Annotated in this window: 22 protein-coding genes and 1 riboswitch; of the genes, 9 read left to right on the top strand and 13 right to left on the bottom strand. The window is 67.7% G+C overall.

Features of this window, described 5'->3' with window-relative positions:
- Positions 1 to 35: 35 nt before the first annotated feature.
- Positions 36 to 1,616: a family 20 glycosylhydrolase gene (locus ACOCEP_RS05840; RefSeq protein WP_482336165.1), complete on the bottom strand. Its 1,581-nt coding sequence runs from the start codon at positions 1,614 to 1,616 to the stop codon at positions 36 to 38.
- A gap of 109 nt (positions 1,617 to 1,725) precedes the next feature.
- On the bottom strand, positions 1,726 to 3,597 hold the full coding sequence (locus ACOCEP_RS05835; protein ID WP_482336164.1) for a propionyl-CoA synthetase: 1,872 nt from the start codon (positions 3,595 to 3,597) through the stop codon (positions 1,726 to 1,728).
- A 185-nt stretch (positions 3,598 to 3,782) separates the two neighbouring features.
- Between ACOCEP_RS05835 and ACOCEP_RS05830 the strand changes: the two genes are divergently transcribed.
- Positions 3,783 to 5,549 carry a serine/threonine-protein kinase gene (locus ACOCEP_RS05830; RefSeq protein ID WP_482336162.1) on the top strand — a complete coding sequence of 589 codons (1,767 nt, stop codon included), beginning with the start codon at positions 3,783 to 3,785 and terminating at the stop codon, positions 5,547 to 5,549.
- 80 nt (positions 5,550 to 5,629) lie between these two features.
- On the opposite strand, the gene ACOCEP_RS05825 is transcribed toward ACOCEP_RS05830, so the two are convergent.
- Positions 5,630 to 5,998 carry a hypothetical protein gene (locus ACOCEP_RS05825; protein ID WP_482336160.1) on the bottom strand — a complete coding sequence of 123 codons (369 nt, stop codon included), beginning with the start codon at positions 5,996 to 5,998 and terminating at the stop codon, positions 5,630 to 5,632.
- On the opposite strand from ACOCEP_RS05825, the gene ACOCEP_RS05820 reads away from it, so the two are divergent.
- Positions 5,982 to 6,221 (top strand): hypothetical protein, encoded by a 240-nt coding sequence (locus ACOCEP_RS05820; protein ID WP_482336158.1) that lies wholly within the window; start codon positions 5,982 to 5,984, stop codon positions 6,219 to 6,221. The genes ACOCEP_RS05825 and ACOCEP_RS05820 overlap by 17 nt on opposite strands.
- A 36-nt stretch (positions 6,222 to 6,257) precedes the next feature.
- Here ACOCEP_RS05820 and ACOCEP_RS05815 read toward each other — a convergent pair whose 3' ends face one another.
- Both ACOCEP_RS05815 and ACOCEP_RS05810 read right to left on the bottom strand, forming a co-directional pair.
- Positions 6,258 to 7,301: a DUF3558 domain-containing protein gene (locus tag ACOCEP_RS05815; RefSeq protein WP_482336157.1), complete on the bottom strand. Its 1,044-nt coding sequence runs from the start codon at positions 7,299 to 7,301 to the stop codon at positions 6,258 to 6,260.
- Between the two features lie 84 nt (positions 7,302 to 7,385).
- Complete coding sequence (locus ACOCEP_RS05810) at positions 7,386 to 8,957, bottom strand: dolichyl-phosphate-mannose--protein mannosyltransferase (RefSeq protein WP_482336156.1); 1,572 nt, start codon at positions 8,955 to 8,957, stop codon at positions 7,386 to 7,388.
- 68 nt (positions 8,958 to 9,025) lie between these two features.
- Here ACOCEP_RS05810 and rsmI point away from each other — a divergent pair, with 68 nt between their 5' ends.
- Entirely contained in the window at positions 9,026 to 9,862 is an 837-nt protein-coding gene (rsmI, locus tag ACOCEP_RS05805) for a 16S rRNA (cytidine(1402)-2'-O)-methyltransferase (RefSeq protein ID WP_482336155.1), read from the top strand.
- Here the strand turns inward: rsmI and ACOCEP_RS05800 are convergent.
- Positions 9,859 to 10,335, bottom strand: coding sequence for a QsdR family transcriptional regulator (locus ACOCEP_RS05800; protein ID WP_482336154.1), 477 nt, complete (start codon positions 10,333 to 10,335; stop codon positions 9,859 to 9,861). The two genes, rsmI and ACOCEP_RS05800, sit on opposite strands and share 4 nt — an antisense overlap.
- A gap of 177 nt (positions 10,336 to 10,512) precedes the next feature.
- On the opposite strand from ACOCEP_RS05800, the gene ACOCEP_RS05795 reads away from it, so the two are divergent.
- A complete protein-coding gene (locus ACOCEP_RS05795; protein ID WP_482336153.1) occupies positions 10,513 to 11,472 on the top strand; it encodes a quinone oxidoreductase family protein in 960 nt (319 codons plus the stop codon).
- A gap of 1 nt (position 11,473) precedes the next feature.
- Here ACOCEP_RS05795 and ACOCEP_RS05790 read toward each other — a convergent pair whose 3' ends face one another.
- From ACOCEP_RS05790 to ACOCEP_RS05770, 5 genes are all read right to left on the bottom strand, one after another.
- Entirely contained in the window at positions 11,474 to 12,751 is a 1,278-nt protein-coding gene (locus ACOCEP_RS05790; RefSeq protein WP_482336152.1) for an aminodeoxychorismate synthase component I, read from the bottom strand.
- 109 nt (positions 12,752 to 12,860) lie between these two features.
- Positions 12,861 to 13,481, bottom strand: coding sequence for a glycoside hydrolase family 25 protein (locus tag ACOCEP_RS05785; RefSeq protein WP_482336150.1), 621 nt, complete (start codon positions 13,479 to 13,481; stop codon positions 12,861 to 12,863).
- A gap of 86 nt (positions 13,482 to 13,567) precedes the next feature.
- Positions 13,568 to 14,332 (bottom strand): ABC transporter permease, encoded by a 765-nt coding sequence (locus ACOCEP_RS05780; protein ID WP_482336149.1) that lies wholly within the window; start codon positions 14,330 to 14,332, stop codon positions 13,568 to 13,570.
- A complete protein-coding gene (locus ACOCEP_RS05775) occupies positions 14,322 to 15,332 on the bottom strand; it encodes an ATP-binding cassette domain-containing protein (RefSeq protein WP_482336147.1) in 1,011 nt (336 codons plus the stop codon). The genes ACOCEP_RS05780 and ACOCEP_RS05775 overlap by 11 nt, the downstream gene beginning before the upstream one ends.
- A gap of 87 nt (positions 15,333 to 15,419) precedes the next feature.
- Positions 15,420 to 16,016 carry a PadR family transcriptional regulator gene (locus ACOCEP_RS05770; protein ID WP_482336146.1) on the bottom strand — a complete coding sequence of 199 codons (597 nt, stop codon included), beginning with the start codon at positions 16,014 to 16,016 and terminating at the stop codon, positions 15,420 to 15,422.
- A 62-nt stretch (positions 16,017 to 16,078) separates the two neighbouring features.
- Here ACOCEP_RS05770 and metG point away from each other — a divergent pair, with 62 nt between their 5' ends.
- From metG to ACOCEP_RS05755, 3 genes are all read left to right on the top strand, one after another.
- On the top strand, positions 16,079 to 17,872 hold the full coding sequence (gene metG / locus ACOCEP_RS05765) for a methionine--tRNA ligase (protein WP_482336145.1): 1,794 nt from the start codon (positions 16,079 to 16,081) through the stop codon (positions 17,870 to 17,872).
- Positions 17,873 to 17,879: 7 nt separating this feature from the next.
- On the top strand, positions 17,880 to 18,716 hold the full coding sequence (locus tag ACOCEP_RS05760) for a TatD family hydrolase (protein WP_482336144.1): 837 nt from the start codon (positions 17,880 to 17,882) through the stop codon (positions 18,714 to 18,716).
- A gap of 412 nt (positions 18,717 to 19,128) precedes the next feature.
- Positions 19,129 to 20,508: a transglycosylase family protein gene (locus tag ACOCEP_RS05755; protein WP_482339600.1), complete on the top strand. Its 1,380-nt coding sequence runs from the start codon at positions 19,129 to 19,131 to the stop codon at positions 20,506 to 20,508.
- A 59-nt stretch (positions 20,509 to 20,567) separates the two neighbouring features.
- Here the strand turns inward: ACOCEP_RS05755 and ACOCEP_RS05750 are convergent, their stop codons facing one another.
- Positions 20,568 to 21,575: a DUF222 domain-containing protein gene (locus tag ACOCEP_RS05750; RefSeq protein ID WP_482336143.1), complete on the bottom strand. Its 1,008-nt coding sequence runs from the start codon at positions 21,573 to 21,575 to the stop codon at positions 20,568 to 20,570.
- 146 nt (positions 21,576 to 21,721) lie between these two features.
- Positions 21,722 to 22,306, bottom strand: a complete 585-nt coding sequence (locus tag ACOCEP_RS05745; protein ID WP_482336142.1) for a GNAT family N-acetyltransferase — start codon at positions 22,304 to 22,306, stop codon at positions 21,722 to 21,724.
- A gap of 40 nt (positions 22,307 to 22,346) precedes the next feature.
- Here ACOCEP_RS05745 and rsmA point away from each other — a divergent pair, with 40 nt between their 5' ends.
- Together rsmA and ACOCEP_RS05735 are read left to right on the top strand one after the other, a co-directional pair.
- Positions 22,347 to 23,183, top strand: coding sequence for a 16S rRNA (adenine(1518)-N(6)/adenine(1519)-N(6))-dimethyltransferase RsmA (rsmA, locus tag ACOCEP_RS05740; RefSeq protein ID WP_482336141.1), 837 nt, complete (start codon positions 22,347 to 22,349; stop codon positions 23,181 to 23,183).
- A gap of 224 nt (positions 23,184 to 23,407) precedes the next feature.
- Positions 23,408 to 23,498, top strand: a riboswitch (SAM riboswitch).
- Between the two features lie 213 nt (positions 23,499 to 23,711).
- Positions 23,712 to 24,722, top strand: coding sequence for a methionine ABC transporter ATP-binding protein (locus ACOCEP_RS05735; protein ID WP_482336140.1), 1,011 nt, complete (start codon positions 23,712 to 23,714; stop codon positions 24,720 to 24,722).
- Positions 24,723 to 24,725 lie beyond the last annotated feature (3 nt).

Below are 24,725 nucleotides of genomic sequence, written 5' to 3'. Positions count from 1 at the left end.
GCGAAATTCGCAAGGAACGTCCCGTTCATGGCACGCTACTTCCAGTCGACCTGCGTGGATCGGTAGAAGTCGATGCCCTGCTGAACCCACCGCGGACTCTGCTTCGCCAGCCGGAGCCGGTAGGCGTCCCAGGTGCGGGAGTCCTTCGGCGACCAGCCGATCTCGGCGTACCCCGGAAGCCTCGGGAACGCCATGAACTCGATGTGGTCACTCGTGATCAGCGTTTCCGACCACAGCGGCGCCTCGACGCCGATCACGTTCTTCTCCGTCACACCCTGCAGGTAAGTGGCCGGATCCCAGTCGTAACCGGTCTTGACCTCGATCAGCCCGGCCCAGCTCAGCCCGAGCGGCGTCTGCGGGTGGTACTTCATGTCCAGGTACGCCTTGTTCGCGGGCGACATCAGGATCTTGTTGCCGCGCGCCGCCGCCTCGGCCACGTGGGCGTCCGTCCCGGTCGTGCCCCAGAACTGCGGGACGGCCGAAACCGGCGGTTTCGTCTTGGCGATGTCGTGCCAGCCGGTGATCGTCTTGCCGTACTTCGCGACGATCGGGTGCACCTTCGTGGCGAAGGTCTGGTAGTCCTCCGGCGTGGTCGAGTGGGCCTCGTCGCCACCGATGTTGATGTACTTCCCGGGGGTGATCGCCGACAGTTCGCGGATGACGTCGTCCACGAACTTGTAGGTGATGTCCTTGCCGATGCACAGCGAGCTGTAGCCGACCTCGATGTCCGTGCGCGGCGGTATCGGCTTGCCGTCGCAGTTCAGCTCGGCGTAGGAGTGCTGCGCCGCATTGGTGTGTCCGGGCATGTCGATCTCGGGAACGATCGTGATGTGCCGTGAAGCCGCGTAGCGCACCAGGTCCTTGTACTGCTCCTGCGTGTAGTAGCCGCCGGGAGCGCCGCCGACGGCCGTCTGGCCGCCCACGGTCGCCAACTTCGGCCAGCTCTTGATCTCGATCCGCCAGCCCTGGTCGTCGCTCAGGTGCAGGTGGAGGTTGTTGATCTTGTATTGCGCGATCTGGTCGATGTAGAGCTTGACCTGGTCCGGCGTGAAGAAGTGCCGGGCGACGTCGAGCATCGCGCTGCGGTACCCGAAGCGCGGGTAGTCGAGCACCGTGCCGCCCGAAACCACCCACGAACGCTTCTGGACGGTCTTCGCCTCGATCGCCGACGGGAGCAGCTGGCGCAGTGTCTGCACGCCGAGGAACAGGCCGTCGTCGGTGTTCGCCTTCAAGGACACGCCGGATCGCGACACCTTGAGCTGGTAGCCCTCGGTGCCCACGCGGCCGCTCGCGTGACCGGTTTCGAGCGAGATGGCGGGGCCGCCGCCGCGGTGACCGCTGACGACGGGCAGCCGGTAGCCGGTGGCGGGCCGGAGCAGGCCTGCCAGATATTCGGCGACCTGTCTGCCTTCGCGGTCGGTGCGGATCACGGTCGCGGGACCGAGCCGGAAGTCGGAGCGGGGATCGGGTTTCGCGTCGACCGGCGCCGGGACGACGTCGGCGACGGTCCGCTCGGCCTTCGCGTGCTGCCCGGCGCTCGCCGTCGCGGGCAGGCCGAACGTCACGAGGCTCAGGACCGCCACACCGAGCACGGTTCTGGACAGGCGTTTACTCATGGAGCACCTCCGGTCGGATACCTGGAGACTCTCTTCCCTGAGAAGGTATAGACCAATAGGGCAAACCCGACAACACCCGATCGGACCATTGGGCCGTACCGATCACCGGTCACTCGCCGCGCAGAACCGCTTTCAGGGCATCGAGAACGCTCGCGTCCTCGATCGTCGAAGGCACCTGTTCGTCGCGGCCGTCGGCGATCCCGCGCATGGTCTTGCGCAGGATCTTCCCGGACCGTGTCTTCGGCAGCGCGTCCACAATGGACACGTCACGGAACGCGGCGACCGGGCCGATGTCTCGCCGCACCAGCGCGACCAGTTCGGCCTTGAGCGTTTCCGCGTCGACGTCGGTGCCGGACTTCAGCACCACGAAGCCACGCGGAAGCTGCCCCTTCAGCTGGTCGCGGACGCCGATCACCGCGCATTCGGCGACGGCGGGGTGCGAGGCCAGCACCGCCTCCATCGAACCGGTCGAAAGCCGGTGGCCCGCGACGTTGATGACGTCGTCGGTGCGGCCCATGACGAACAGGTAGCCGTCTTCGTCGACGTATCCGGAGTCACCCGTCAGGTAGTGGCCTTCGTACCGCGAAAGGTACGCCTCGCGGTACCGCTCGTCGTCCTGCCACAAGGTCGGCAGCGAACCCGGCGGAAGCGGCAGCCTGATGGCGATCGCGCCCTCCCGCCCGGCGGGAAGCGGTTCGCCCGCCTGATCGAGGATCCGCACGTCCCAGCCGGGAACCGGTTTCGTCGCCGAACCGGGTTTGACCGGCATCGGTTCCAGTCCGCGCGGATTTGCCGCGATCGGCCAGCCGGTCTCGGTCTGCCACCAGTGGTCGATCACCGGTACGCCGAGTTTCGCGTGCGCCCAGTGATAGGTCTCAGGATCGAGCCGTTCACCGGCCATGAACAGGGTCTTGAATCCGCTGAGCTGGTATTTCCCGATTTCGGCCGCGTCCGGATCGACCTTCTTGATCGCTCGCAACGCCGTCGGCGCCGTGAACAACGCCTTCACCCCGTGATCGGAAATGACGCGCCAGAACGCGCCCGCGTCCGGGGTCCCGACCGGTTTGCCCTCGTACATGACCGTCGTCGCTCCGATCAGGAGCGGCGCGTAGACGATGTAGGAATGGCCGACGACCCAGCCGACGTCGGACGCCGTCCACCAGACGTCACCGGGCTGGATGTCGTAGATGGCGCCCATCGACCAGGCCAGGGCGACCGCGTGCCCGCCCGTGTCGCGCACGACGCCCTTCGGCTTCCCCGTGGTGCCGGAGGTGTACAGGATGTACAGCGGGTCGGTGGCCGCGACCGGCACCGGATCGGCGGGGGAGGCCTTCGCGACGAGTTCGGTCCAGTCGGCGTCGCGCTCGCTCAGATCGGCGCGAGCCCGCTCCCGCTGCAGCACCACGACCTTGTCCGGTTGATGGACGGTGCCCGCGAGCGCCTCGTCGATGATCGGTTTGTACTCGACGACCCGCGTCGGCTCGATCCCGCACGAAGCGGCGACGATGACCTTGGGTTTCGCGTCTTCGATCCGTGCCGCGAGCTCCTTGGGCGCGAAGCCGCCGAAAACGACCGAATGCACCGCGCCGAGCCGGGCACAAGCGAGCATCGCGACCGCGGCCTCGGGGACCATCGGCATATACACGATGACGCGGTCGCCCTTCCCGACGCCGAGGGAGGCGAGCGCGCCGGCGAAGCGCGCGACTTCGTCCAGCAGTTCGGCGTAGGTGAACCGGCGAACCGAATCGGTGACGGGGGAATCCCAGATCAGCGCTGTCTGGTCACCGCGGCCGTCCCGCACGTGCCGGTCGAGCGCGTTGAACGCCGTGTTCAGCTCCCCGTCCGGGAACCAGCGGTAAAAGGGCGCTTTCGCCGCGTCGAGCGCCCGCGTCGGCTGACGGGTCCAGTCGATCGCCTGCGCGGCTTCGAGCCAGAAACCCTCCGGGTCTTCGAGGCTCCGCTGGTACGACTCGGCGTGCATCGAATGCTCCTTCGCGTTCGGGTACCGGACCCCATCATGGACTTCCGGCCGGGCCGATGCCCGGTGGTAACGGCGGAGAGACGCCGGCGACAACCCGGCAACCCCGTGCGGGCATGGAGCGTCCTAAGCTGGACTAGGGGAAAAACCGCCGGAAACGGCCTCGACGAGCGAGGGGAGCAGGGTCCATGGGACTAGCGAGCGCGCTGCTTTCGTTCGCGCACAGCCTGTTCGGACCAGGGATCTGGCCTGGGGACTGGGTGTGGGCGACGAGCACCGCGGGAGCGCTGGTCGCGCTGCTGCCCGCACTGGGAGCGATGGTCGTCGCGATCATCCGCAAAGGCACCGGCAACCGCTACGACGTGGTGACCCTGTCCATCTTCGGCGGGATCGGCGTCGTCGCCGTCTTCCTGGTGCCGTGGCTGCTGGCCACCGGGGTTTCGCAGACGTACCAGGAGGCCGCGTCCAAATCCGGCGGTCAGTCCGGCTTCTCCAGCAGTGATCTGGCGACTTTCAACGCCGACTACAGCCCGCTGATCGGGAAGCAGAGCGAGTACCTCGGCCGCGGCCAGAACGTGTACGAGGTGCTGTTCTACCCGAACGGGATGCAGCTCAGTTACATCTTCTACCTGATCCTGCTGGTCGGGCTGCCGGCGCTGTCGCTGCTGTTCGTGATGCTGCAGGCGCGCACCGCGTTCCGTCGCGGTCCGAAGTGGCCTTCGCGGTTCTTCTGGATCCCGTTCGTGCTGATGGTGCTGGCGAGCGTCGGCATGGGCGCGAACACGGCCGTGCACTTCTGGCTCGGGTTCCTGCCGTTCAGCGTGCTGGGCCTCATCCCGGTCGCGCTCGTCGGCCCGCCGCCGTGGTCGGTGATCAACCGGCCCGACCCGCAGCCCCGGCAGAAGATCGAGCCGTACCGTCCGGAGCCGCCCGCCCCGAAGCCGCAGCCGCAACTGCCGCCCCCGCCCGCCAAGCAGTACCCGGCGACCGCGCTGGCGCAGGCACCCGAACCTCCCGCCCTGGCCGCCGTCCCGGGCCCGATCCCGGCGCCTCCTGGTTCCCGCAACTCCGGCGGCAGCCGCTACAAGCGTGTCCGGCGGCTCGGCCACGGTGGCTTCGGCACCGTGTGGGAAGCGGTCGACACCCAGCTCAACCGCACCGTCGCGTTGAAGATCGCGCACGCGCCGGACCGGGACACCGAAGAACGCATGCAGCGTGAGGCCAGGGCGCTGGCCGTGGTGAACCACCCCAACTGCGTGAAGGTGTACGACCTCGTCGAGGAACCCGACGGGCTCGCCCTGGTCATGGAGTACCTCGAAGGGCGCTCGCTGGCCGAGATCGTCGACTCGCAGGGCCCGCTCGACGACATCGCCGCCGGACGGCTCTGGTCGACCATGGCCGGCGCGCTCGCCGCGGCGCACGAGAAGGGTGTGCTGCACCGGGACCTCAAGCCGTCGAACATCATCCTCGACCGCAACGGGCTCGCCCACCTGATCGACTTCGGCATCGCCCGCAGCCAGGGCGACTCGAAGATGACCGCGACCGGGATGATGATCGGCACGCCGGACTTCGTCGCGCCCGAGCAGGCGATGGGCTCACCGGCCAGCCCGGCGTCGGATGCCTGGCAGCTCGCCGCGACGGTCAGCTACGCGCTCTCGGGCCAGCCTCCGCGTGGCACCCGGGAGACGCCGATGGCCGCGCTGATGGCGGCCGCCCGCGCCGAACCGGTGTCGAAGCTGCCGAACCGCAGCGCGCACGCGCGGATCCTCATCGCGTCGCTCGACCAGGAGCCTCGCCGTCGTCCGACGCTCACCGCCGTGCGGCGCGACGTCGAAGGCTGGCTCGCTCGCGCGGGCAAGTCGCCGGACGGTCCGGTGACGCAGATCGTGCCGCGCCGCCCTCCGCAGCAGCCGCAGCCCCACCAGCAGCCGCAGCCGCAGCGCCACCCCCGCTGACCTGCGAAAAGAGAGCAAGGGACCTTTGCTACCGTTAGTTAGTGCGCTAACGAACGCTAGCAAAGGTCCCTTGCTCTCCCTCAGTCGACGACGACCCAGGTCCCGCCGCGCCAGGCCATGGTGAACGTCTTGGGCTGGGCGGCCATCATGGCGATCTGCGGGCTGATTGCGCCCGGCGGCACGAGGACCTTGTCCGGCCCCTTGCTCTGCAGTTTCGCCCGATCGACGCGGGTGGCCTTCAGCTTCTTGACGTCGTCGGCCGAGAGCATCCCGAACTGCACCGGCGTGAGGCTGCGGCATTCCGCCATGCCGCCGTCGAACGCCGGCCCGGTGATCCGGCAAACGGTGTCGAGGTCCTTGTCGCCCAGAGCGTGGTGATACTCCTCCATCACGCTCGCGGCCCCGTCCGGGGTGTGCGCCACCGCGCCGCCGGTGGCGGGTTTGGTCACCTCGGAAGCGATCGCCGAAGGCTTCGAAGCACTGGGCGGCGCGCTGCTGCTGATCGGCACTTCCGAACTGCCCGGAACAGCCGAGGTTTGCGGCGACGCGGTGCCTGGCGTCTGCTCTTCACACCCCGCGATCAAGAACAACGCGGCGGCCGCGCAGGCCGCTCCGAGCGGTCGGATCGTCATGATGCCCCCTGTCGAGCTGCTGTTGACCAGCGAAGAGTAACAACTCGGGGGCAAGTGTCACACTTGAATCGGGAAATCAGGAATCGCCGGTGATCAGGGCCAGCATCGACACCGACAAGATGAGCTGTGCGGAGACGCAAGTCCGCGGCATCGCTTCCTTCTTCTTGCCGACGAAGTCGACCTGCACGACTTGTCCGTTGCTCAGCTGGACGCTCAAGGCGCAGGCCTCCGCGGTCTGCTCGAACCTGGCCTTCAGGGTGCCGAACTGCCCGTTCCGGACTTCGGCGCCCGCTTTCGGCGGCACGGCTTCGAGGCCGCCCGTGCCGTTCGTGTACATCCCGACGGCTTTCGCGTAGGCGACTTCGTGAGTGCAGGTCGGCCCAAGCGGCCCTTCGCCCTTCTGGGCGCCTTCGCGGCCGGCGTTGACTCCGGCGTAATTCGCGTGAGTGAACTTGACGACTTCGCAGATGTCCGCGTTCTTCAGCGCTTCGGCCGGAGGCTCCTGAACGGTGCTCGGCGCCGGTTTACCACCGGCGAGCGGGACGAACTTCTTCAGCACCACTTCGGCGACCTTCTTCGCCAGTTCGCAGTGCTCCGCGCGAGCGCCCCCTTCGTCGCTGTCGACGTCGTAGGCGTCGACAGCGATCGAGGCGTAGGCGCGGACGTCCATGTTGACCGAACAGAACGTCGCCGGCTCCGGGTCGAAGGCGTAGGTCCGGCCCTTGATCCCGGCGATCTCCACCGGCTCCATCACCGGCGAGTCCTGCGTGATCCAGCTGTACGGGCTGTAGGCGTGCACCTGCGCGCCCTTGTTGTTCGGGAACACGAACTGGCAGCCGCTGAGCACGCCCTTCGTGCTCACGAGACCGAGCGGCTGGAGATCCGGTTTGATCGACTCCAGCCAGTCGCAGCCTTCCTCGCCCTGTTTCACCGGCAGGGCCAGCGGCTGGTCGAGCGCCTGATCGCTGAACCCCGACCCGTCGGCGGGCGGTGTGTAGCGCGGAAACTTCGTATCGCTCGCGCCCGGTGCCGAGCCCTCGCGGAAAGCCTTTCCGTCGATGGCGCCGGAACACCCGGTGAGCAGCAGGGCAACGGCCACGAGAACCGGCCAACGAGACATGACGACCCCCAGAAATCCTCAATTCGGACGGGAGTCTAAGTCGGTTCGGGGCGCCTCGCTGGGCCTTCGCTCAACCGGTCGTGATCACTTCCAGGACGGCAGCCACAGTTCGGCGTTCCAGTGGTCGTTGGTGATCGCGTTGCCATTGAGAATCGGCCACAACCAGGCGAAATTGGCCACGACGAGACCCACGTAGAGGGCGACGACGAGCATGCCGGTGCCCCGGCGTTCGAAACCGCGTTTCGCGCCGCCGAGGATCTGCCCGAGAACCAGCGTCAACCCGAGTACCAGGAACGGCGCCAGCGGTGTCGCGTAGAAGTAGTACATCTGGCGGTCGAGGTTGGTGAACCACGGCAGGAACCCGGCCAGGTAACCGACGAGCACGGCGGCGTAGCGCCAGTCCGCGCGGAAGATCGACCGCCACACGCTCCAGCCGAGCATCGGCAGGGCCAGCCACCACAAGGCGGGCGTGCCGATCAGCATCGTCGCCCGCACACAGGTCGACTCGCCGCAGCCGGTCGCGTCGGTGCCACCCGCGTACGCGTAGAGCATCGGCCGCAGGCCCATCGGCCAGGTCCACGGCTTCGACTCCCAGGGATGCGGTTTGTCCTTGGGCGTCACCAGGTTCGCGTGGAAATCGAGGACGTTCATCGTGTAGTCGCCGAGCGACCGCAACGCGGGCGGCATCCAGGCCCAGAAGCCGGGATCGATGTCCTTGATCGCCACGTAGTTCCGGTCGGTCGCGGTCTCGCTCGCGAACCAGGCCCAGTAACAGGCGAGGTACACCAGGATCGGGATGACGACGATCGCCCACAGCGCGGGCAGCACGTCGCGGCGCAGCGTGCCGACCCAAGGCCGCTGAACCCCGGCGGCCCGGCGCGCGGCGACGTCGAAGAAAACGGTGAGCAGGCCGAACGCGGCGATGTAGTACAGCGCCGACCACTTGACGCCGAAGGTCAGCCCGATCATCAGGCCGCCGGCGAACCGCCACCACCGGAAGCCCAGCTTCGGGCCGAACCGGGACTCGTCGATCCAGCCTTCTCGGACGGCCACGGCGAGCCGCTGCCGTACCTGATCCCGGTCGCACAGCACGCAGGCGAACGCGGCGAGGACGAACAACGCGATGAAGATGTCGAGCATCCCCATGCGGGACTGCAGGTGCAGGACGCCGTCGCTGATCACCAGGATCCCCGCGACCGCGCCGAGCAGGGTCGAGCGGGTGAGGCGCCGGGCGATCCGGATGATGAGGAAGACGATCAGCGTGCCCGCCAGCGCGGGCATGATCCGCCAGCCCCAGGCGTTGTAGCCGAACAGCCATTCGCCGATCGCGATGAGATGCTTCGCCAGCGGCGGGTGGACGATCAGTTCGTAGCCGTAGTTGTCTTCGTAACCGCCGTTGCGCAGCATCTGCCACGCCTGCGGGACGTAGTGCTTCTCGTCGAAGACGGGCGTGCCCTTGTCCGTGGGCGTTCCCAGGTTCTGGATCCGGACGATGCCGCCGATGAGCGTCAGCACGAGCGTGACGATCCAGCCGCGCAGGCGATCGGTCGGCATACCGCGGCCGAGGAGGGTGGCCTCCCGGTCACTCGGTGGCCTGAGCGCGTCGACCGGATCCGGCCGCACGCTCTCGTTGTCCCGGGTCAGCAGTGCGGTCACGGGGCATGATCCTACGGGCGGAAGAGTGAACTCGGTGTCCGGATCTGCGAACCGGTTAACCTTCGGGAATGACCGAAGGACGCCTCGTGCTGGCAGCCACCCCGCTCGGAGACGTCCGTGACGCTTCGCCGCGCCTGTCCGAAGCCCTCGCGACGGCCGACGTGATCGCCGCCGAAGACACCCGCCGCCTGCGCTCCCTCACCGCGGCCCTCGACGTCTCGCCGGTCGGGCGTGTCGTCAGCTTCTACGAGGACGTCGAGACGGCTCGCCTGCCGAAACTGCTCGAATCGCTCCAGGCGGGCGAGACGGTGGTCTTGGTGACCGACGCCGGGATGCCGAGTGTTTCGGATCCCGGATTCCGCCTGGTGGCGGCCTGTGTCGAGGCGGACGTGCCGGTGACCTGCCTGCCCGGCCCATCTGCGGTGACCACGGCACTGGCGCTTTCCGGCCTGCCTTGCGACCGTTTCTGTTTCGAAGGTTTCGCCCCGCGCAAGCCCGGCGAACGCGCGAAATGGCTCGGTTTGCTGAAGGACGAGCCCCGCACGGTCGTCTTCTTCGAATCTCCGCATCGGCTCGCCGGCACGCTCGCGGACGCCGCGGACGTCCTGGGCCCCGACCGGCGCGCCGCGGTCTGCCGCGAATTGACCAAAACCTACGAAGAGGTCAAACGCGGCAATCTGCCCGATTTGGCCGCGTGGGCCGCAGACGGGGTCAGGGGTGAGATCACTGTCGTCCTCGCGGGCGCTCCGCCGCGTTCGGTGAGTGTCGGAGACCTGGTCGACGAGGTCACGTCGCGGGTCTCGGCAGGTGAACGCCTGAAGTCCGCCGCCGCCGAAGTCGCCGAGGCCGCGGGAGTGTCGAAGAAGGAGCTCTACGATGCTGTTCTCGCGTCCAGGAAGAGTTAGGACAGCAGGGCCGTCACGGCCGCGTGCGCCTTCGCGGCATCGGGTTCCGCGCCGGTGATGACGTCCGTGTAGATGAAGGACTCTCCGATCCGGACCAACAGGTAGGCCAGGTCCTCGACCGGCAGCGGCGGGCTGAGCCGCCCGGCCGTGACCTCTTCGTCGAGGAATTCGCGCATTTTGGCGATCGCGCGGCTCTGCACCACGCTGGCCTTCGTCGTCAGGATGCGCAGCGCCCGCTCGGGCTCGTTGCGCAGGAACTCCCGAAACGGTTTCGAGCCGTTCACGGTCCGGACGAAGGTGCCTACGAGTTCCGCGATCCCTTCCGCGCCGCGGCCGAGCTTGCCGGAGGCGCGCGCTTCGAAGACCTCGACGGTCATCGACCACAGGATCTCGCCGAGCAGCTGATCCCGGCCGCCGACCCACCGGTGCAGGGTGGCCCGGCTGATCCCCAGTTCACCGGCGAGTTCGCCCATGTCCACCCGGCGTCCGTCCAGGAACCGGGCGCGCGCGATCGTGAACGCGCGCAGGGCGTCCGGGCGCGGTGAAGTCAGCTGACGTTCGAGTGCGGTTTCGATGAGTGAAACATATCACGGCATGTCTCACACCTGAGACATATGCAAGAATGTCTCATCTCGACGAGGAGGATGCGGATGCGCGCAGTACAGGTGACCGAGTTCGGCGGACCCGAGGTGCTCAACCTCGTCGACCTCCCCGATCCCGTCGCGGGCCCAGGTCAGCAGCTGGTCCAGGTCGACCGGATCGGCGTCAACTACGCCGACACCCACCAGGCCGAGAACTCGTACCTCGCCCCGAGCAAGCTCCCGCTCGTCCCCGGCGGCGAGATCGTCGGCCGCACCGCGGACGGCAAGCGGGTCGTCGCGCTTCTCAACGGTGGCGGCGGCTATGCCGAGCGAGCGGTCGCCGACGACGTCACCAGCTTCGGCGTGCCGGACGGCGTCGACGACCTGACCGCGCTCTCCTTCATCGTCCAAGGCACCACCGCGTCGCTCCTGCTGCGCAAGAGCGCCCACCTCGAACCCGGCGAATCCGTCGTCGTGCACGCGGCCGCCGGCGGGGTCGGCTCCATCGCCGTGCAGCTGGCGAAAGCCTGGGGAGCGGGCCGGGTCATCGCGACCGCCAGCAGCGACGAGAAACGTGCCCTCGCCCTCGAACTCGGTGCCGACGTCGCCATCGATTCGCGCGCCGGGAACATGACGGACGCGCTTCGTGAGGCGAACGGCGGCAAGCGTGTCGACATCGTGCTCGACATGACCGGCGGCACGGTCACCGACCAGAGCATCGCGGCCCTCGCTCCGTTCGGCCGCCTCGCGTTCTACGGGATGGCCAGCCGCGAAAACCCGAAACCGATCGAAGCCCGCAATCTGCTCGGGCACAGCACGACCGTCGCCGGGATGTGGCTTCCGCACGCCTTCAAACTCCCCGGGAACGTCTTCGGGCGCGCGCTCGACGAGCTTTTCGAGCTGGCGCTCGCCGGCCGGGTCCGGGCCATCGCCGGCGGTGAGTACGCGCTGTCCGACGCGCGCGCCGCCCACGAGGCACTGCGTTCGCGCGGCACGATGGGCAAGCTCCTGCTGGACCCCACCAAGTAGTTCAGGCGAGCAGACGCTCCAGCGGAGCGGACTTGTGCAGGCATTCCTGCCATTCCGCTTCGCTGTCGGAGTCGGCGGTGATCCCGCCGCCGACTCCCAGCGCGATCGTGCCTTCGTGGATTTCGAAGGTTCTGATCGCGACGTTGAGTTCCAGTCCGGCGACCGGCGAAGCGAGCCCGATCGCCCCGGTGTAGACGCCACGCGCGGCCGGCTCCAGTTCGGCGATCAGATCCAGCGCGCGGATCTTCGGCGCGCCGGTCACCGAGCCCGGCGGGAAGGTGGCCGCCAGCAGTGCCGCGTCGCCGACGTCGTCGGCGAGCGATCCCTCCACAGTCGACTCCAGATGCCACACTCCCGGCGCGGGCCGGACCGCGAGCAGCTCGGGGACCCGTACGGTGCCGGTGGCGCACACCCGGCCGAGATCGTTGCGGACGAGATCGGTGATCATCACGTTCTCGGCGACGTCCTTGGTGGATTCCCGCAACCGCTGCGCGAGATGCGCGTCGGCGGCGTTCCGCCGCGGCAGCGTGCCCTTGATCGGCGTCGACCGGACGTGCCGCCCATGCCTGGCAAGGAAAAGCTCGGGGGAGAACGACACGACCGAGCCCCAGCCGCCGCTGAGGAACGCCGCCCGCCGTGCTCCCAGGCGGCGCGCGCCCTCGGCGAACAACGCGATCGGGTCGCCGGTGAACCGTCCGCTGAAGCGAGCGCAGATGTTCGCCTGGAACAGCTCTCCGGCCTCGATCGCGTGGACACACGCTTTGACCGCGTCGTAGTGCTCCGACGGAAGCGGCCGCGACAACGGGCCGGAACTCCAAGCCGTCGGTTCGGGAACCTCGGCGAGCGCGGATTCCATCGCGGCCACTTCGCCGACCGGATCCGGGGCGCCGTCGGGAAGCAGGGCTTCGAACCACCACGACCCGCCGGCGTCCAGCCGGAGAACCCGATCGACCCAGCCCCACGTGGCCGGAGGAAGGGACCCGGACCGGCCCGAGGGATCGGTCAGGTCGTAACCGAGATAACCGAACCAGCCGCCCCCGACCGCGCCGGGGACCGCGTCGCGGACTTCGGGCAACCGAGCGGGAATCGCGAACGCTTCCGCGACGTCCGGGACAGGTTTCAGGGAGGCGTCGAGCGCGATGACCGCGCGCGAGGAGAACCACTCTCCGCACAGAGCGGCGGGCGGTGCGAGCCCGAGCTTCTCAGCGCGTGCGCCGAGGACCGCCAGTGCCCGTTCGGGCCCGACGTCCGTCCGCAGCCTCCGGCACATCAACCGCACGCGACATTGTCACCGTTCGGACGGCCGGAAACGCAACCCACACCGGTCGGAAAGTGAGATCCGCGACCACGCGGTGACGTCGTGCACACTCGTCGTCACGCGATGGGCACTACAAAAGCACATCCGTGAGCTTGAAGGGGTAGACCACGGCGTCCTGCGCGATCGGTCCGTCCACACCGGGCAGCCCGGTGCCGAAACCGTGCTGATGCAGGCCCAGCCGCGAGTGGAACCACCCCGGCCGTCCGGGGATCTCGTTGTGCCTGACCAGCCACAACACCACTTCGCTGTCCGCCCACTTGTCCGGGTGCAAGCGATTCGTCCAGCAGTCGAGCCCCGCGTACACCAGCACGCGTTCGACCCGCGCCGCGTTCCTGACGTGCTTGATCCACGCCTTGATGAACCGGTCGTCGACGCTGGGCGCCTCGACCTCGAGCGCGGGCGCGAGCGACCCGGGAGCGAAGGCGCCGAGCACGCTCGCCGTCCGGACGAAATGGTCGGCCTGGTCGTGGACGGCGCCGGGACGGGCGTAATGCCGGGCGCCGGTGTGGATACCTGCGTGTTGCGCGCCCGCCAGATTGCGTTCCGCGGCGGCATCCCGCCAGTTGGTGTTCTCGGTGACGGTGACCGACGCGAACCGGATGTCGGCGCCACGCACCGCCGCCCAGTCCGTCACCGTCTCGCGGTGGGACAGGGTGACGCCGTGCTCACCTTCCGGGTCGATCGAACTCACCTGCCTCGAATTTCGCCCCAGTACGACCGAAAGGTCACCCTACGTCCGCGGAGCGGCCGCAAGGTGACCTTTCGGTACAGCGTGTCTCAGGCGTTTTCGCGTTGGAACGTCCGCGAGCCCCACCAGATGGCCAGAACGGCCATGACCAGCACCACGACGCTCCCGGTGAACAGCGCGTCCATCGAGAAGTCGCCGCGGAAACTGTTCCGTTCGACGTCCACCACGTGCCGGAACGGATTGATACGGGAAATCGTGTACAGCCACTCCGGCGCCGAGCCCGCGGTGATCGGGATCAGAATTCCGGAAAGCAGCAGCAGCGGCATGAGAACCGCGTTGAGCAGAGCCGGGAAGGAGTCTTCGCTCTTGAGCGTCAACGCCAGCGCGTACGAACACGATGCCAGTGTGATCGCCAGGAGAAAGACGATCGCCAGGCAGAGCACGACGCCACCGAACGGCGCGTTCAGGTCGAAGACCAGATACGCCAACGCGATGATGAGCAAAGCCTGGACGATGGTCTGCAGTGCGTTGGCGAGCACCTTGCCCAGCAACAGCGCCACCCGGCTCACCGGCGTGACACGCATCCGCTCGACCACGCCCATGCGGTACTCCGCGAGCAGCCCGAACCCGACGAAAGAGCTGCCGAACAGTGCGAGCTGCGCGATGATCGCCGGAGTGAAGATCATCCAGCCGTCCACATCGGACAAGCCTTGCAGGTTGAGCGACTTCACCAGGAGCGGCCCGAAGAAGAACAAATAGAGCAGTGGCTGCATGACGCCGATGGCGAGCCACGTCGGGTTGCGCAGCGCCGCGAGCATGTCGCGGCGGAAGATCAACCAGGTGTCATGCAACATGCGTGGCCTCCTTCTCCACGGCGGCGTCGACCGGCGCGCCTTCTTCGGCGTCGCGCAGGCTCCTGCCCGTCAAGGTCAGGAAGACGTCGTCGAGCGTCGGCCGGTGCACCTGCATGGACGTCATCGCGATGCCACGCGCGTCCAGCGCTCGGAGCAGTTCGGGCATCGCGGTGTCGCCGCGTGGGACGCGGAACCGCACGGTGCCGTCGGAGACGGTCAGCTCGTGTGCCCCTTCGAGACGGCCCGCGACCTCCGCGGTCTCGGCAGCCGAATCCGGTGAGACCCCGATGACGACGCTGTCGCCGGACACCCTCGCCTTCAACGAGTCCGGCGTGCCCTCGGCGACGATCTTCCCGTCGTCGATGACGATCAGCCGGTCCGAGAGCGCGTCGGCCTCGTCGAGGTAGTGCGTGGTCAGGAAGACCGTGACGCCCTGCTCGTCGCGCAGCCGCCGGATGTGGTCCCAGAGGTTCGCCCGGCTCTGCGGGTCGAGCCCCGTCGACGGCTCGTCGAGGAAGACGAGACCGGGTGAGTGGATGAGCCCGAGCGCGATGTCGAGCCTGCGGCGCTGCCCGCCCGATAGGGTCGCGGTCGTCCGCTGGTCGAGCCCGGCGAGGTCCAGCTGCTCGGCGAGGACGGCTCCGCGCGCGAGCGCGTCCGCCTTGCTCATCCGGTACAGCCTGCCTTGGAACTCGATCTCCTCGACGACCTTGCTCGCCGGCGCGGTTCCACCGCCCTGGGCGACGTAGCCGATCCGCCGACGCACCCCCAGCGGGTCGGCGAGCAGGTCGCAGCCGCCGACCGTCGCCTCGCCGGCGGTGGGCTTGAGCAGCGTCGTCAGCATGCGCAGGGTCGTGGTCTTGCCCGCGCCGTTCGGTCCGAGGAAGCCGACCAGCTCCCCGGCCGACACGTCGAGATCGACGCCTTTGACGGCGTGGACCTCGCCCCCATTGCGGCCCTTGCGGCGGAACCGCCGCTCAAGGCCGCGTGCCTTGATCATGTCTTCTCCTCTCGATGCCCATCTAGTCAAGTTTGACTAGTGGCAGGACGCACTGTGCCCTAAGAGTCGTTCCATAGTCAAATTTGATTACTTGGGTGGCGTGCCGAAGACGTCTTCGTCGTCGGCGCCTTCGCCCGCCATCACGTATTCGCCGGCTTCGAGACGGCCGATCAAATCCCGCATCCAGGTCACGTTCGCTTCCGCGTGCGCGCTCCACAGGCGGTACAGCTCGCTCACGTGCGGCGGTTTCCCCAGGTCCACGGCATGTTCGCGGGCGTAGTGAGTCGATTGGGCGTGCGCTTCCATGTTCGCCAGCTGCTGTTTCAGCAAGGCCAGCACCTGCGCGCGGGGAAGGGCCGGCATGAACGTCACCGCCGCCGACAGGGAGTACCCGGTCGCGTCGTCGCTCGACAGCGCCCTGCCGAGTTGGACGAGGAACTCGGTCTCGCCGTCTTCGGTCAACCGGTAGGCGACGCGATCGGGCCCGCCACCCGTCTCGACGTCCTCGACCTGTTCCAGAAGGCCTTCGGTGGTCATCTTCTTCAGCGCGTGATAGATCGAGCCCGGCTGGACGTTGCCCCACTTGTCGGCCGCCCACGACAGAAGCTCGCGCCGGACCTGGTAGCCGTGTGCCTTCCCGTACATGCGCACGACACCCAGCACCAGCAGACGCGTGGCGGACACCGAGGCCTCCGATCCTCTCCCGGACAACAATGCCTTGGACGACGTCCGTAGGCTAAACAAGCATGAGCACCCCAGTGTTGACTGCGGTGGCCTGGCCCTACGCCAACGGCCCCCGCCACATCGGCCACGTGTCCGGATTCGGCGTCCCGTCCGACGTCTTCTCCCGCTACCAGCGAATGGCCGGCAACCGGGTGCTCATGGTGTCCGGTACCGACGAACACGGCACCCCGATCACCGTCCAGGCCGACAAAGAAGGTATGACCTCCCAGCAGACGGCCGACAAGTACACCCGTCAGATCGGGCAGGACCTGCAAGGGCTCGGCCTCACCTACGACCTGTTCACCCGCACCACCACGGGCAACCACGCCGAGGTCACGCAGCAGATCTTCCTCGCGCTGCACCGCAACGGCTACGTCGTCCCCAAGACGACCCGGGGCGCGATCAGCCCATCGACCGGCCGCACCCTGCCCGACCGGTACATCGAGGGCACGTGCCCGATCTGTGGTTACGACGGCGCCCGCGGCGACCAGTGCGACAACTGCGGCAACCAGCTCGACGCCGCCGAACTGATCAACCCGAAGTCCCGGATCAACGGTGAAACGCCGAAATTCGTCGAGACCGAGCACTACTTCCTCGACCTGACCGCGTTCGTCGACACCTTGGGCAAGTGGCTGTCCAGCAAGACCGACTGGCGCCCGAACGTCCTCAACTTCACGAAGAACCTGATCGACGACATGCGGCCGCGGCCGATCACCCGCGATCTCGACTGGGGCGTGAAGATCCCGCTGGACGGCTGGCGCGACCAGCCGCTCAAGCGCTTCTACGTCTGGTTCGACGCGGTCATCGGTTATTTCTCGGCGAGCGTCGAGTGGGCTCGCCGTACCGGTAACCCGGACGCCTGGCAGGAGTGGTGGAACAACCCGGACGCCCGGTCCTACTACTTCATGGGCAAAGACAACATCACCTTCCACGCCCAGATCTGGCCCGCTCTGCTCTTCGGCCACAACGGCGAAGGCGATCGAGGCGGCGTCGCGGGCAAGTACGGCAAGCTGCACCTGCCCGACGAGATCGTTTCCAGCGAGTTCCTCACCATGAGCGGCTCGAAGTTCTCGACCTCGCGCGGCACGGTCATCTACGTCCACGACTTCCTGCGCGACTTCGGCCCGGACACGCTGCGGTACTTCATCTCCGTCGCGGGCCCCGAGACCCAGGACACCGACTTCACCTGGGACGAATTCGTCCGCCGGACCAACTTCGAGCTGGCCAACGAGTGGGGCAACCTCGTCAACCGGTCCATCTCGATGGCCCACAAGAACGTCGGAGCCATTCCTCGTCCCGACGCCCCCACGGCCGCCGACGAGGAGCTCAAGGAGCTTTCCCGTAAGGCGTTCGACACCGCCGGCGCCCACTTGCAGCGGTCCCGGTTCAAGGCCGCCGCGAGCGAGGCCATGCGTGTCGTCACCGCCGCGAACCGGTACCTGTCGGATCAGGAGCCCTGGAAGCTCAAGGACGACCCCGCCCGGCGCGACAGCGTTCTCCACACCGCTCTGCAGGTCGTGTCGGACGCCAACACGCTGCTGACTCCCTTCCTGCCCCACTCGGCGCAGAAGGTGCACGAGGCCCTCGGCGGCTCGGGTGTCTGGGCGGCTCAGCCCGAGCTTCAGGAAGTCGAGGACCTCGACATCCCCGGCCGGATCAACCCCATCCTCACCGGGGACTACAAGGCCGAGCAGGCGCGCTGGAAGTCCGTGCCGATCGAGGTCGGCAAGCCGCTGAAGAAGCCGACCCCGCTGTTCGCCAAGCTGGACCCGGAACTCGGCGAGACCGGTCCCGAATGGGCCCCGATCTCGAAATGACCGACTGATGGGTGCGGAGAAGAAGGAGCCGCCGCCGATCCCGGACAGGTTGCCGGTGTCGGTGGTGGACGCGCATACCCACCTCGACGCGTGCGGCGCGGTCACCGCGGCTGATGTGACGGCCATGGTCGACCGCGCCGAACGCGCCGGTGTCTCCCGGGTCGTCACCGTCGCGGACGATCTCACGGCCGCCCGCTGGGCGGCGCAAGCGTCCACTTGGGACCCACGGGTCTGGGCCGCTGTCGCGATCCATCCCACGCGTACCAAGGATTTCGGCGAGCCCGAGAAATCCGAAGTGGAGCGTCTCGCCAAAGAGTCCAGAGTGGTCGCGGTCGGCGAGACCGGCCTCGACTACTACTGGGACTACTCGCCCCACGACGCCCAGCAGGACGCCTTCCGGTGGCATATCGATCTCGCCAAGCGGATCGGCAAGCCGCTGATGATCCATGATCGAGACGCCCACGACGACGTCCTCCGGATCCTCGAGGAAGAGGGAGCGCCCGACCAGGTCGTTTTCCACTGTTTCTCCGGAGACGAGCACATCGCGCGCCGGTGCGTCGACGCGGGATACGTGCTTTCGTTCGCCGGCACGGTCAGCTTCCGTAACGCCCGCGGTCTCCACGAGGCGGCACGGATCGTTCCGGCGGACCAGTACCTCGTCGAAACGGACGCCCCGTTCCTGACGCCGCATCCGTTCCGTGGGCGGCCGAACGAGCCGTACTGCGCCGCCTACACGGTCCGGCACCTCGCCTCGCTCAGGGGCGAGGCGGTACACGAGGTGGCCGAATCGGTACGGGCGACAGCTGAGCGCGTCTTCGGATTGCCGACAGTCACCGCCGGTTGAACGGATTGCGACATTAGTGATCAGCAATGGTCCACTCTGATGAGTGACCAACGTCACGACACTCCGGGCGGTGTTTGCGCAACCCGGCGAGGTTCGTTACTGTCCCGTGATCGTGCCGGTCGGGACCCGCTCAAGCGGTTTCCGGCTGTTACGCCCACAGTCACGTCAGTGCACGTCGGGGAAGCGGAACCAGGAGAGGTACGGCCTGGAACCGTGACGATGGCGCTGGCTGCGGGTGTCGGACTTCTAGAGGTGTGCGAAGCGCGCATCGAGACGAAGGACGTAGCGGAGTGGTTGTCGAGCTCCTCGACGTCTTGGGAAAGGGAACGACCCAGTGACTGGTAGCAGTAGGCAGGATGGCTCGCGCCTCGGCGCAGAGACGAACACCTTCGCTTCCGCCGGTTCGGTTGCCGTGCTCGACCGCGACACTCAGTACGGCGAGCTCGACTACTCCGACGATCCGCGCATCACGCACCAGGACGTGCTGGCCGCGCTCGGCCCCGACGCCGACACCCTGATGGCCGAGATCGACGTCGATGTCGACGAGCTGATCCGGCTCATCAGCGCCGAAACCACCATGCTTCCGCCGATCATCATCCCGGACGAGCTGGCCGAGGACCGCACCGCGGGCGCGCCGATGAAGGCCGCGACCAAGGACGAGGTCATCGCGAACTCGACCCGCGTCTGGAAGAAGCGTTTCCTCAAGGGAACCGTCATGGCGGTGCTGCTCACCCTCGGTGGTGGCGGCGCGGCCGCGATGGCGATGAACAAGAGCGTCACCCTCGACGTCGACGGCAAGCAGCAGACCGTCCACAGCTTCGGCGACACCGTCGGTGAGGTCCTTGAAGACGCCGGCCTCTCCGTCGGCGCGCACGACTCGCTCTCGCCCTCGCCTCAGGCCGAGGTGGGCGACGGCGGCGTCATCAAGCTGGAGCGCGGCCGCAAGCTGAACCTGGTCGTCGACGGCGCACCGCAGCAGGAGTCCTGGGTCCGTGCGACCAACCTCGGCGAAGCGCTGAACCAGCTCGGTCGTGCCGACCTCGCCAAGGCCGGCACCTGGACCTCGCTTCCGCAGAACGGCGAGCTGCCGCTCGAAGGCGCCACCGTCGAGGTCAAGACCCTCAAGAACGTCACGGTCTACGACGGCGCGAACGATCCGCGCAAGGTGCAGACCAACTCCGTCACCACCAAGGAATTCCTCGGTGAGCTCCGGATGACCCTCGGCCCGGACGACGAGGCCGTCGGCGGTCTCGACGTCAAGCTGGTCGACGGCGCCGAGGTCCACATCAGCCGGACCGGCGTCACCATGGTCAAGCAGGACGAGGAAATCGCGCCGCCCGAGCAGAAGGTCGACGACCCGAACCTCGAAAAGGGCAAGACCAAGGTCGAGGACCCGGGCACCCCGGGGCAGAAGACCGTGACCTACAAGGTCACCAAGCGCAATGGCAAAGAGGTCGGCCGCGAGAAGGTCTCGGAAGAGGTCATCACCGAGGCGAAGCCCAAGATCGTCAAGGTCGGTACCAAGAAGCCCGCAGACCCGGTCATCGGAGACGCCGGCGCCTGGGACCGCATCGCGCAGTGCGAGTCGACCGGGAACTGGTCCGCCAACACCGGCAACGGCTACTACGGTGGCCTGCAGTTCAACAAGAGCACCTGGGACGCCTACGGTGGCGACCAGTACGCCGCGTACCCGCACCAGGCCAGCAAGGCCCAGCAGATCGCCGTCGCCGAGAAGGTCCGCGAGGACCGCGGTGGTTACGGCGCTTGGCCGCACTGTGGCAAGAAGGCCTGACGCCAGTCCATCCTCCTTTCCTGAAGGTCACCGTGTGGGTTTCGCCCGCAAGGTGGCCTTCAGGCCGTTAGTGGCTTCGGGGGCTGAGCCGGATCCCCGGCTCTCGGTCTCGAGAGTCTCGCCCACCAGCGCGTAGGCCGGATGTGGGCTACGTCCCTGGACGATTGCCGGACACCTCCACCGCCGCGGGGCGGGCTTTGGCGACCCTGAGACGGCGCCTGAGCGGGTTTGGGGCGGTTTGTGGGCTCCGCCGCTGGCTCGGCAGTCCGAGGCTGCTCGGAGACGTGTTCCGAGCTCTGCCGGGGCCCAGGGATTTCCGGGTCGCTCTCCGCGAGATCGACGATCTCCGCGAAGGCGTCACCGCGTCGCTCAGCCGGCGAACGGTCGTCGGCTTCCCCATCGGGGGCGGGATAGGCCCGCGGCACCAGGAGCGCGTTCAGGCGGGCGCCGGTCTCGGCATCGAGGTCGCCGCGCATGTCCCAACGACCGGTTCGTTTCTGGCGCAACCAGAACTCGCTCCGCTGCCGATGAGGGCCGGGGTCGTCTTTGGGTTTCCCGTCCGGGTCGTGTCGTGCGAGCAGCTCTGTACCCGCGATCGTGACGTCGCGCGGTCTCGCGACGCCGGCTAGCTCGACCAAGCCCTTCTCGGCATCGAGCCGTGCGGTCGCGGTGATGTGCTCGGGCAGCCTCTTCATGACGGTGACGATCCGGTCGATGCTGGCCTCGGCCAATGCTCCGGTGGTGGCCGCTGTGCCGGTCAGGGGCGCGACGGGGTCGATCGACGTGCCGTCGCGCGCCCGTCTCGAATTGAGCGCCAGCGCTCTGCCGGCCACTCTTTGGGCCTCCGCGCGGGGCACCCGGGCCACATGCTCGTAGAAGACGGCGATCGAGTTGTATCCGAAGAGCTCCCGGACACCTCGTGACTCGATCTCGGCCAGGATCTGGCCGACTTCGGCGACAAGACGTCGCCCTTCGCGTAGCCGAGCCTGCAACTCGTCGAGAAGCAGTTCGGCGTCACCTTCCGGCAGGTTGAGCGGGAAGGCCTTGGGGATGTTTGCGCTGGTCATCCCTCGATTGTCGAGGCAGATTCGAACGAATGCACGGTATCGATCGGGTGGATGATCATTACGCTCCGACTGCGCCGACCTGCGCCGATCACCCTTGAGTGGGATCCGTGCGGCTTCGGAAAAGCCATCCGGATGGTGGGGCCGGATCAGGCCCGGCCCACGCCTGGATGCTGCACCCGGTCCCACTCCTCGCGGAGCACCCCGTAGACGACGGCGTCATGGACGCCGCCGGACCAGCGTCGGGCGCGCCGGAACCGGCCTTCTTCGACGAACCCGAGCCGCCGCCCGACGGCGACCATCCCCGGATTCCCCGAGAACGTGGCGAAGTCCAGGCGGAGCGCGTCGGTGCGAGAGAACAAATAGGTCGTCCACATGCGCAACGCCTCAGTGCCGAACCCGCCGCCCCAATACCGCTCGTCGTAGATGACCAGTCCCATTCGCCGCCAGTCGGTCTCCCTGCTTTCCCAATACCAGCTGACCCGGCCGATCAACTTTCCGTCGCGCAGATCGCATACGGCCAGGCTGGAGCGGGGATCTGGCGGTTCGGTCTTGATCGTGGTGAGCTCGCGCGCCGTGGATTCGGCGGCGGCAGTGGTGGGAGTGCCGAAATAGGGCCCGTTCGTTTCGTGCCAGGGGCGGGCGGGATCGAGCAGGCCGCGGAGTGGCCCGAGATCGGACGGGCGCCAGTCGCGCAACCGGACTTTTTCCCCTTCGAGTACGACGTCGTCCACCGGCCAATCGTGGCTTACCCGACCTGGTTACGATCGTCGGGTGACTGAACTGCTCGGTCCTGCCGAAATCAGGGCGCTGGCGGCCGAGCTGGACGTGCGTCCGACCAAGAAGCTCGGCCAGAACTTCGTGCACGATCCCAACACGGTGCGCCGCATCGTCGACCTCTCGGGGATCGGCGAGGGCGACGTCGTCCTGGAGGTCGGGCCGGGCCTCGGCTCGCTGACACTCGGACTGCTCGCGACCGGCGCCGAGGTCGTCGCGGTCGAGATCGACCCTGTGTTGGCGGGGCGGCTGCCGAGCACCGTGGCCGAGCGAGGTGGAGCCGAACGGCTGACGGTCGTCGGCGCGGACGCGTTGCGGATCACCGCGGAAGATCTGCCCGCACGGCCGACGGCGCTCGTCGCGAACCTGCCGTACAACGTCGCCGTTCCCGTCGTGCTCCACCTGCTCGCCGAACTGCCGTCGCTGACCAGCGGTCTCGTAATGGTCCAGACCGAGGTCGCGGACAGAATGGCGGCCGGGCCGGGCAGCCGGACTTACGGCGTACCCAGTGTCAAGCTCGCCTGGTACGGGAAGGCGCGCAAGGTCGCCGCGGTGCCGCGAGCGGTTTTCTGGCCGGTTCCGAACGTCGACTCGGCCTTGGTCGCGTTCGAACGGGGCGACGTGGTGTCGTCCGTGGAGCGGGAACGGCTGTTCGCGGTCGTCGACGCCGCATTCTCGCAACGACGGAAGACCCTCCGCGCCGCGTTGGCGTCTTGGGCCGGTTCCGCCGAACGCGCCGGGGAGCTGCTCGACAAGGCGGGAATCGACCCCAAGACCCGAGGGGAACAGCTGGACGTCCATCAGTTCGCCCGGATCGCCGCGGCTGCCGGCTGACCACCCTGTCGTAGGTGTGACCGGCGCCGCGCAGTAGCGTGGCCCCCTCCCTCGATTCAGCGCTGCTGAACCGTGTCTCAGCAGGCAGTACGCCTGAACAGGCCTAGGCATACTCGCCGACTTTCTCAGAATATGGACCGTCCATCCTGTATGATGGACGCGACCAGACGTGTGATCTGCGCCTACGCGCTTGCTTTCATCCAGTGGGATCGGTTTTACTCAGTGAGCCATCCCGAGCGACTGAGAGACCTGGCTCGCCGAAGTCGCAGCAACCACCCTCCACAGGGCAGGTGCTACAGCCAGGACCGATGGAGGCTGTGCCTAATGAACAGGGTCACCCACCCGCTCCTGCTGACCAGGCGACGTGTCGTCGATGAAGGTCGCCGCACGGTAAGTGCGTGTCGACGCTCCACCGTTACTGCCTGAGTTCTTTTCCCTTACCTCTGAATCCGTCCGATTCCCGGACGGTCACTCGGTGACGGTTGGCGCGCTCGAAAGAAGCAGCGCCCCATTTGCATGGAGCCCTTCGTGATCACTGTCGAAAACCTGTCCAAGTCCTTTCCCCTCAACGGAAATCCCGTCGTCGCCCTGCGCGATGTGAGCGTGGACATCCAAGCTGGCTCGCTGTTCGGAGTCGTCGGTCCGGCGGGCTCCGGTAAATCGACCCTCGCTCGTTGCATCGGTCTTCAGGAGCGTCCCGACCGCGGTGTCGTCCGTCTCGACGGTCTCAACACCGGGACCCTCGACGGGCGCCGTCTCCGTGAGATCCGGCGCCAGGTCGGCGTCGTGAGCACCAAGCCGGAGTTGCTCGCCGAGCGCACCATCGCCGGCAACATCGCTTCGCCGCTCGAACAGCTCGGCCTCGACGGTCCGCAGCGCCGCAACCGGGTCGGCAACCTGCTCGACCTGGTCGGGCTCACCCCTCGTGCCGGCCAGCGACCGGGCGACCTGTCCGAGGGCCAGCTGCGCCGAGTGGCGATCGCCAAGGCGCTGGCCGCCGGACCGTCGGTGCTCCTGGCCGACGACCCGACGGCGGGGGTGCAGCCCGAGGAGTCCGGTGCGGTCTTGACCGTGCTCGACCGTGCACGCGCCGAGCTCGGCGTCACCGTGCTGCTCACCACGCCCGACGCCGGGGTGGTCCGCCGGGTCTGCGACGACGTCGCGGTTCTCGAGGCCGGCGCGGTCATCGAACGCGGAACCGTGCTCGACCTGGTCTCCGATCCGAACAGCCGGACCGCGCAGGCGCTGCTTCCCGCGATCGAAACCGGGCGGGCACAGGCCTCGAAGTACGACCGGGCAGTCGACGTCGTACTCGTCGGTTTCGCCTCAGTGGGTGCGCTGCTGCCGGAGGCCGCCGGTCGCTTCGACGTCGAGCTCGCCACCATCGGAGGCGGCCTGACCCGGATCGGAGACACCCCGGTCGGCCGGTTCCGCCTCGGGGTGCGCGGTGAGCGCGCGGACGCCGCGCTCGCCTGGATCGCCGAACGCGGCGGCCACGTGACCCACCCGGTTCGCGGACCGCAGGGTGTCGCCGCCTGATTT

It is taken from the genome of Amycolatopsis sp. CA-211722, from assembly GCF_056828465.1.
The sequence above is the reverse complement of the archived record's forward strand: the minus strand, read 5'-3'. Positions and strand labels throughout refer to the sequence as shown.

Bases quoted from the DNA above. Each gene is read 5' to 3' on its own strand.
- ACOCEP_RS05840 (WP_482336165.1), bottom strand. From the start codon at position 1,616: ATGAGTAAACGCCTGTCCAGAACCGTGCTCGGTGTGGCGGTCCTGAGC.
- ACOCEP_RS05835 (WP_482336164.1), bottom strand. From the start codon at position 3,597: ATGCACGCCGAGTCGTACCAGCGGAGCCTCGAAGACCCGGAGGGTTTC.
- ACOCEP_RS05830 (WP_482336162.1), top strand. From the start codon at position 3,783: ATGGGACTAGCGAGCGCGCTGCTTTCGTTCGCGCACAGCCTGTTCGGA.
- ACOCEP_RS05815 (WP_482336157.1), bottom strand. From the start codon at position 7,301: ATGTCTCGTTGGCCGGTTCTCGTGGCCGTTGCCCTGCTGCTCACCGGG.
- rsmI (WP_482336155.1), top strand. From the start codon at position 9,026: ATGACCGAAGGACGCCTCGTGCTGGCAGCCACCCCGCTCGGAGACGTC.
- ACOCEP_RS05800 (WP_482336154.1), bottom strand. From the start codon at position 10,335: ATGGGCGAACTCGCCGGTGAACTGGGGATCAGCCGGGCCACCCTGCAC.
- ACOCEP_RS05795 (WP_482336153.1), top strand. From the start codon at position 10,513: ATGCGCGCAGTACAGGTGACCGAGTTCGGCGGACCCGAGGTGCTCAAC.
- ACOCEP_RS05780 (WP_482336149.1), bottom strand. From the start codon at position 14,332: ATGTTGCATGACACCTGGTTGATCTTCCGCCGCGACATGCTCGCGGCG.
- ACOCEP_RS05775 (WP_482336147.1), bottom strand. From the start codon at position 15,332: ATGATCAAGGCACGCGGCCTTGAGCGGCGGTTCCGCCGCAAGGGCCGC.
- metG (WP_482336145.1), top strand. From the start codon at position 16,079: ATGAGCACCCCAGTGTTGACTGCGGTGGCCTGGCCCTACGCCAACGGC.
- ACOCEP_RS05760 (WP_482336144.1), top strand. From the start codon at position 17,880: ATGGGTGCGGAGAAGAAGGAGCCGCCGCCGATCCCGGACAGGTTGCCG.
- ACOCEP_RS05750 (WP_482336143.1), bottom strand. From the start codon at position 21,575: ATGACCAGCGCAAACATCCCCAAGGCCTTCCCGCTCAACCTGCCGGAA.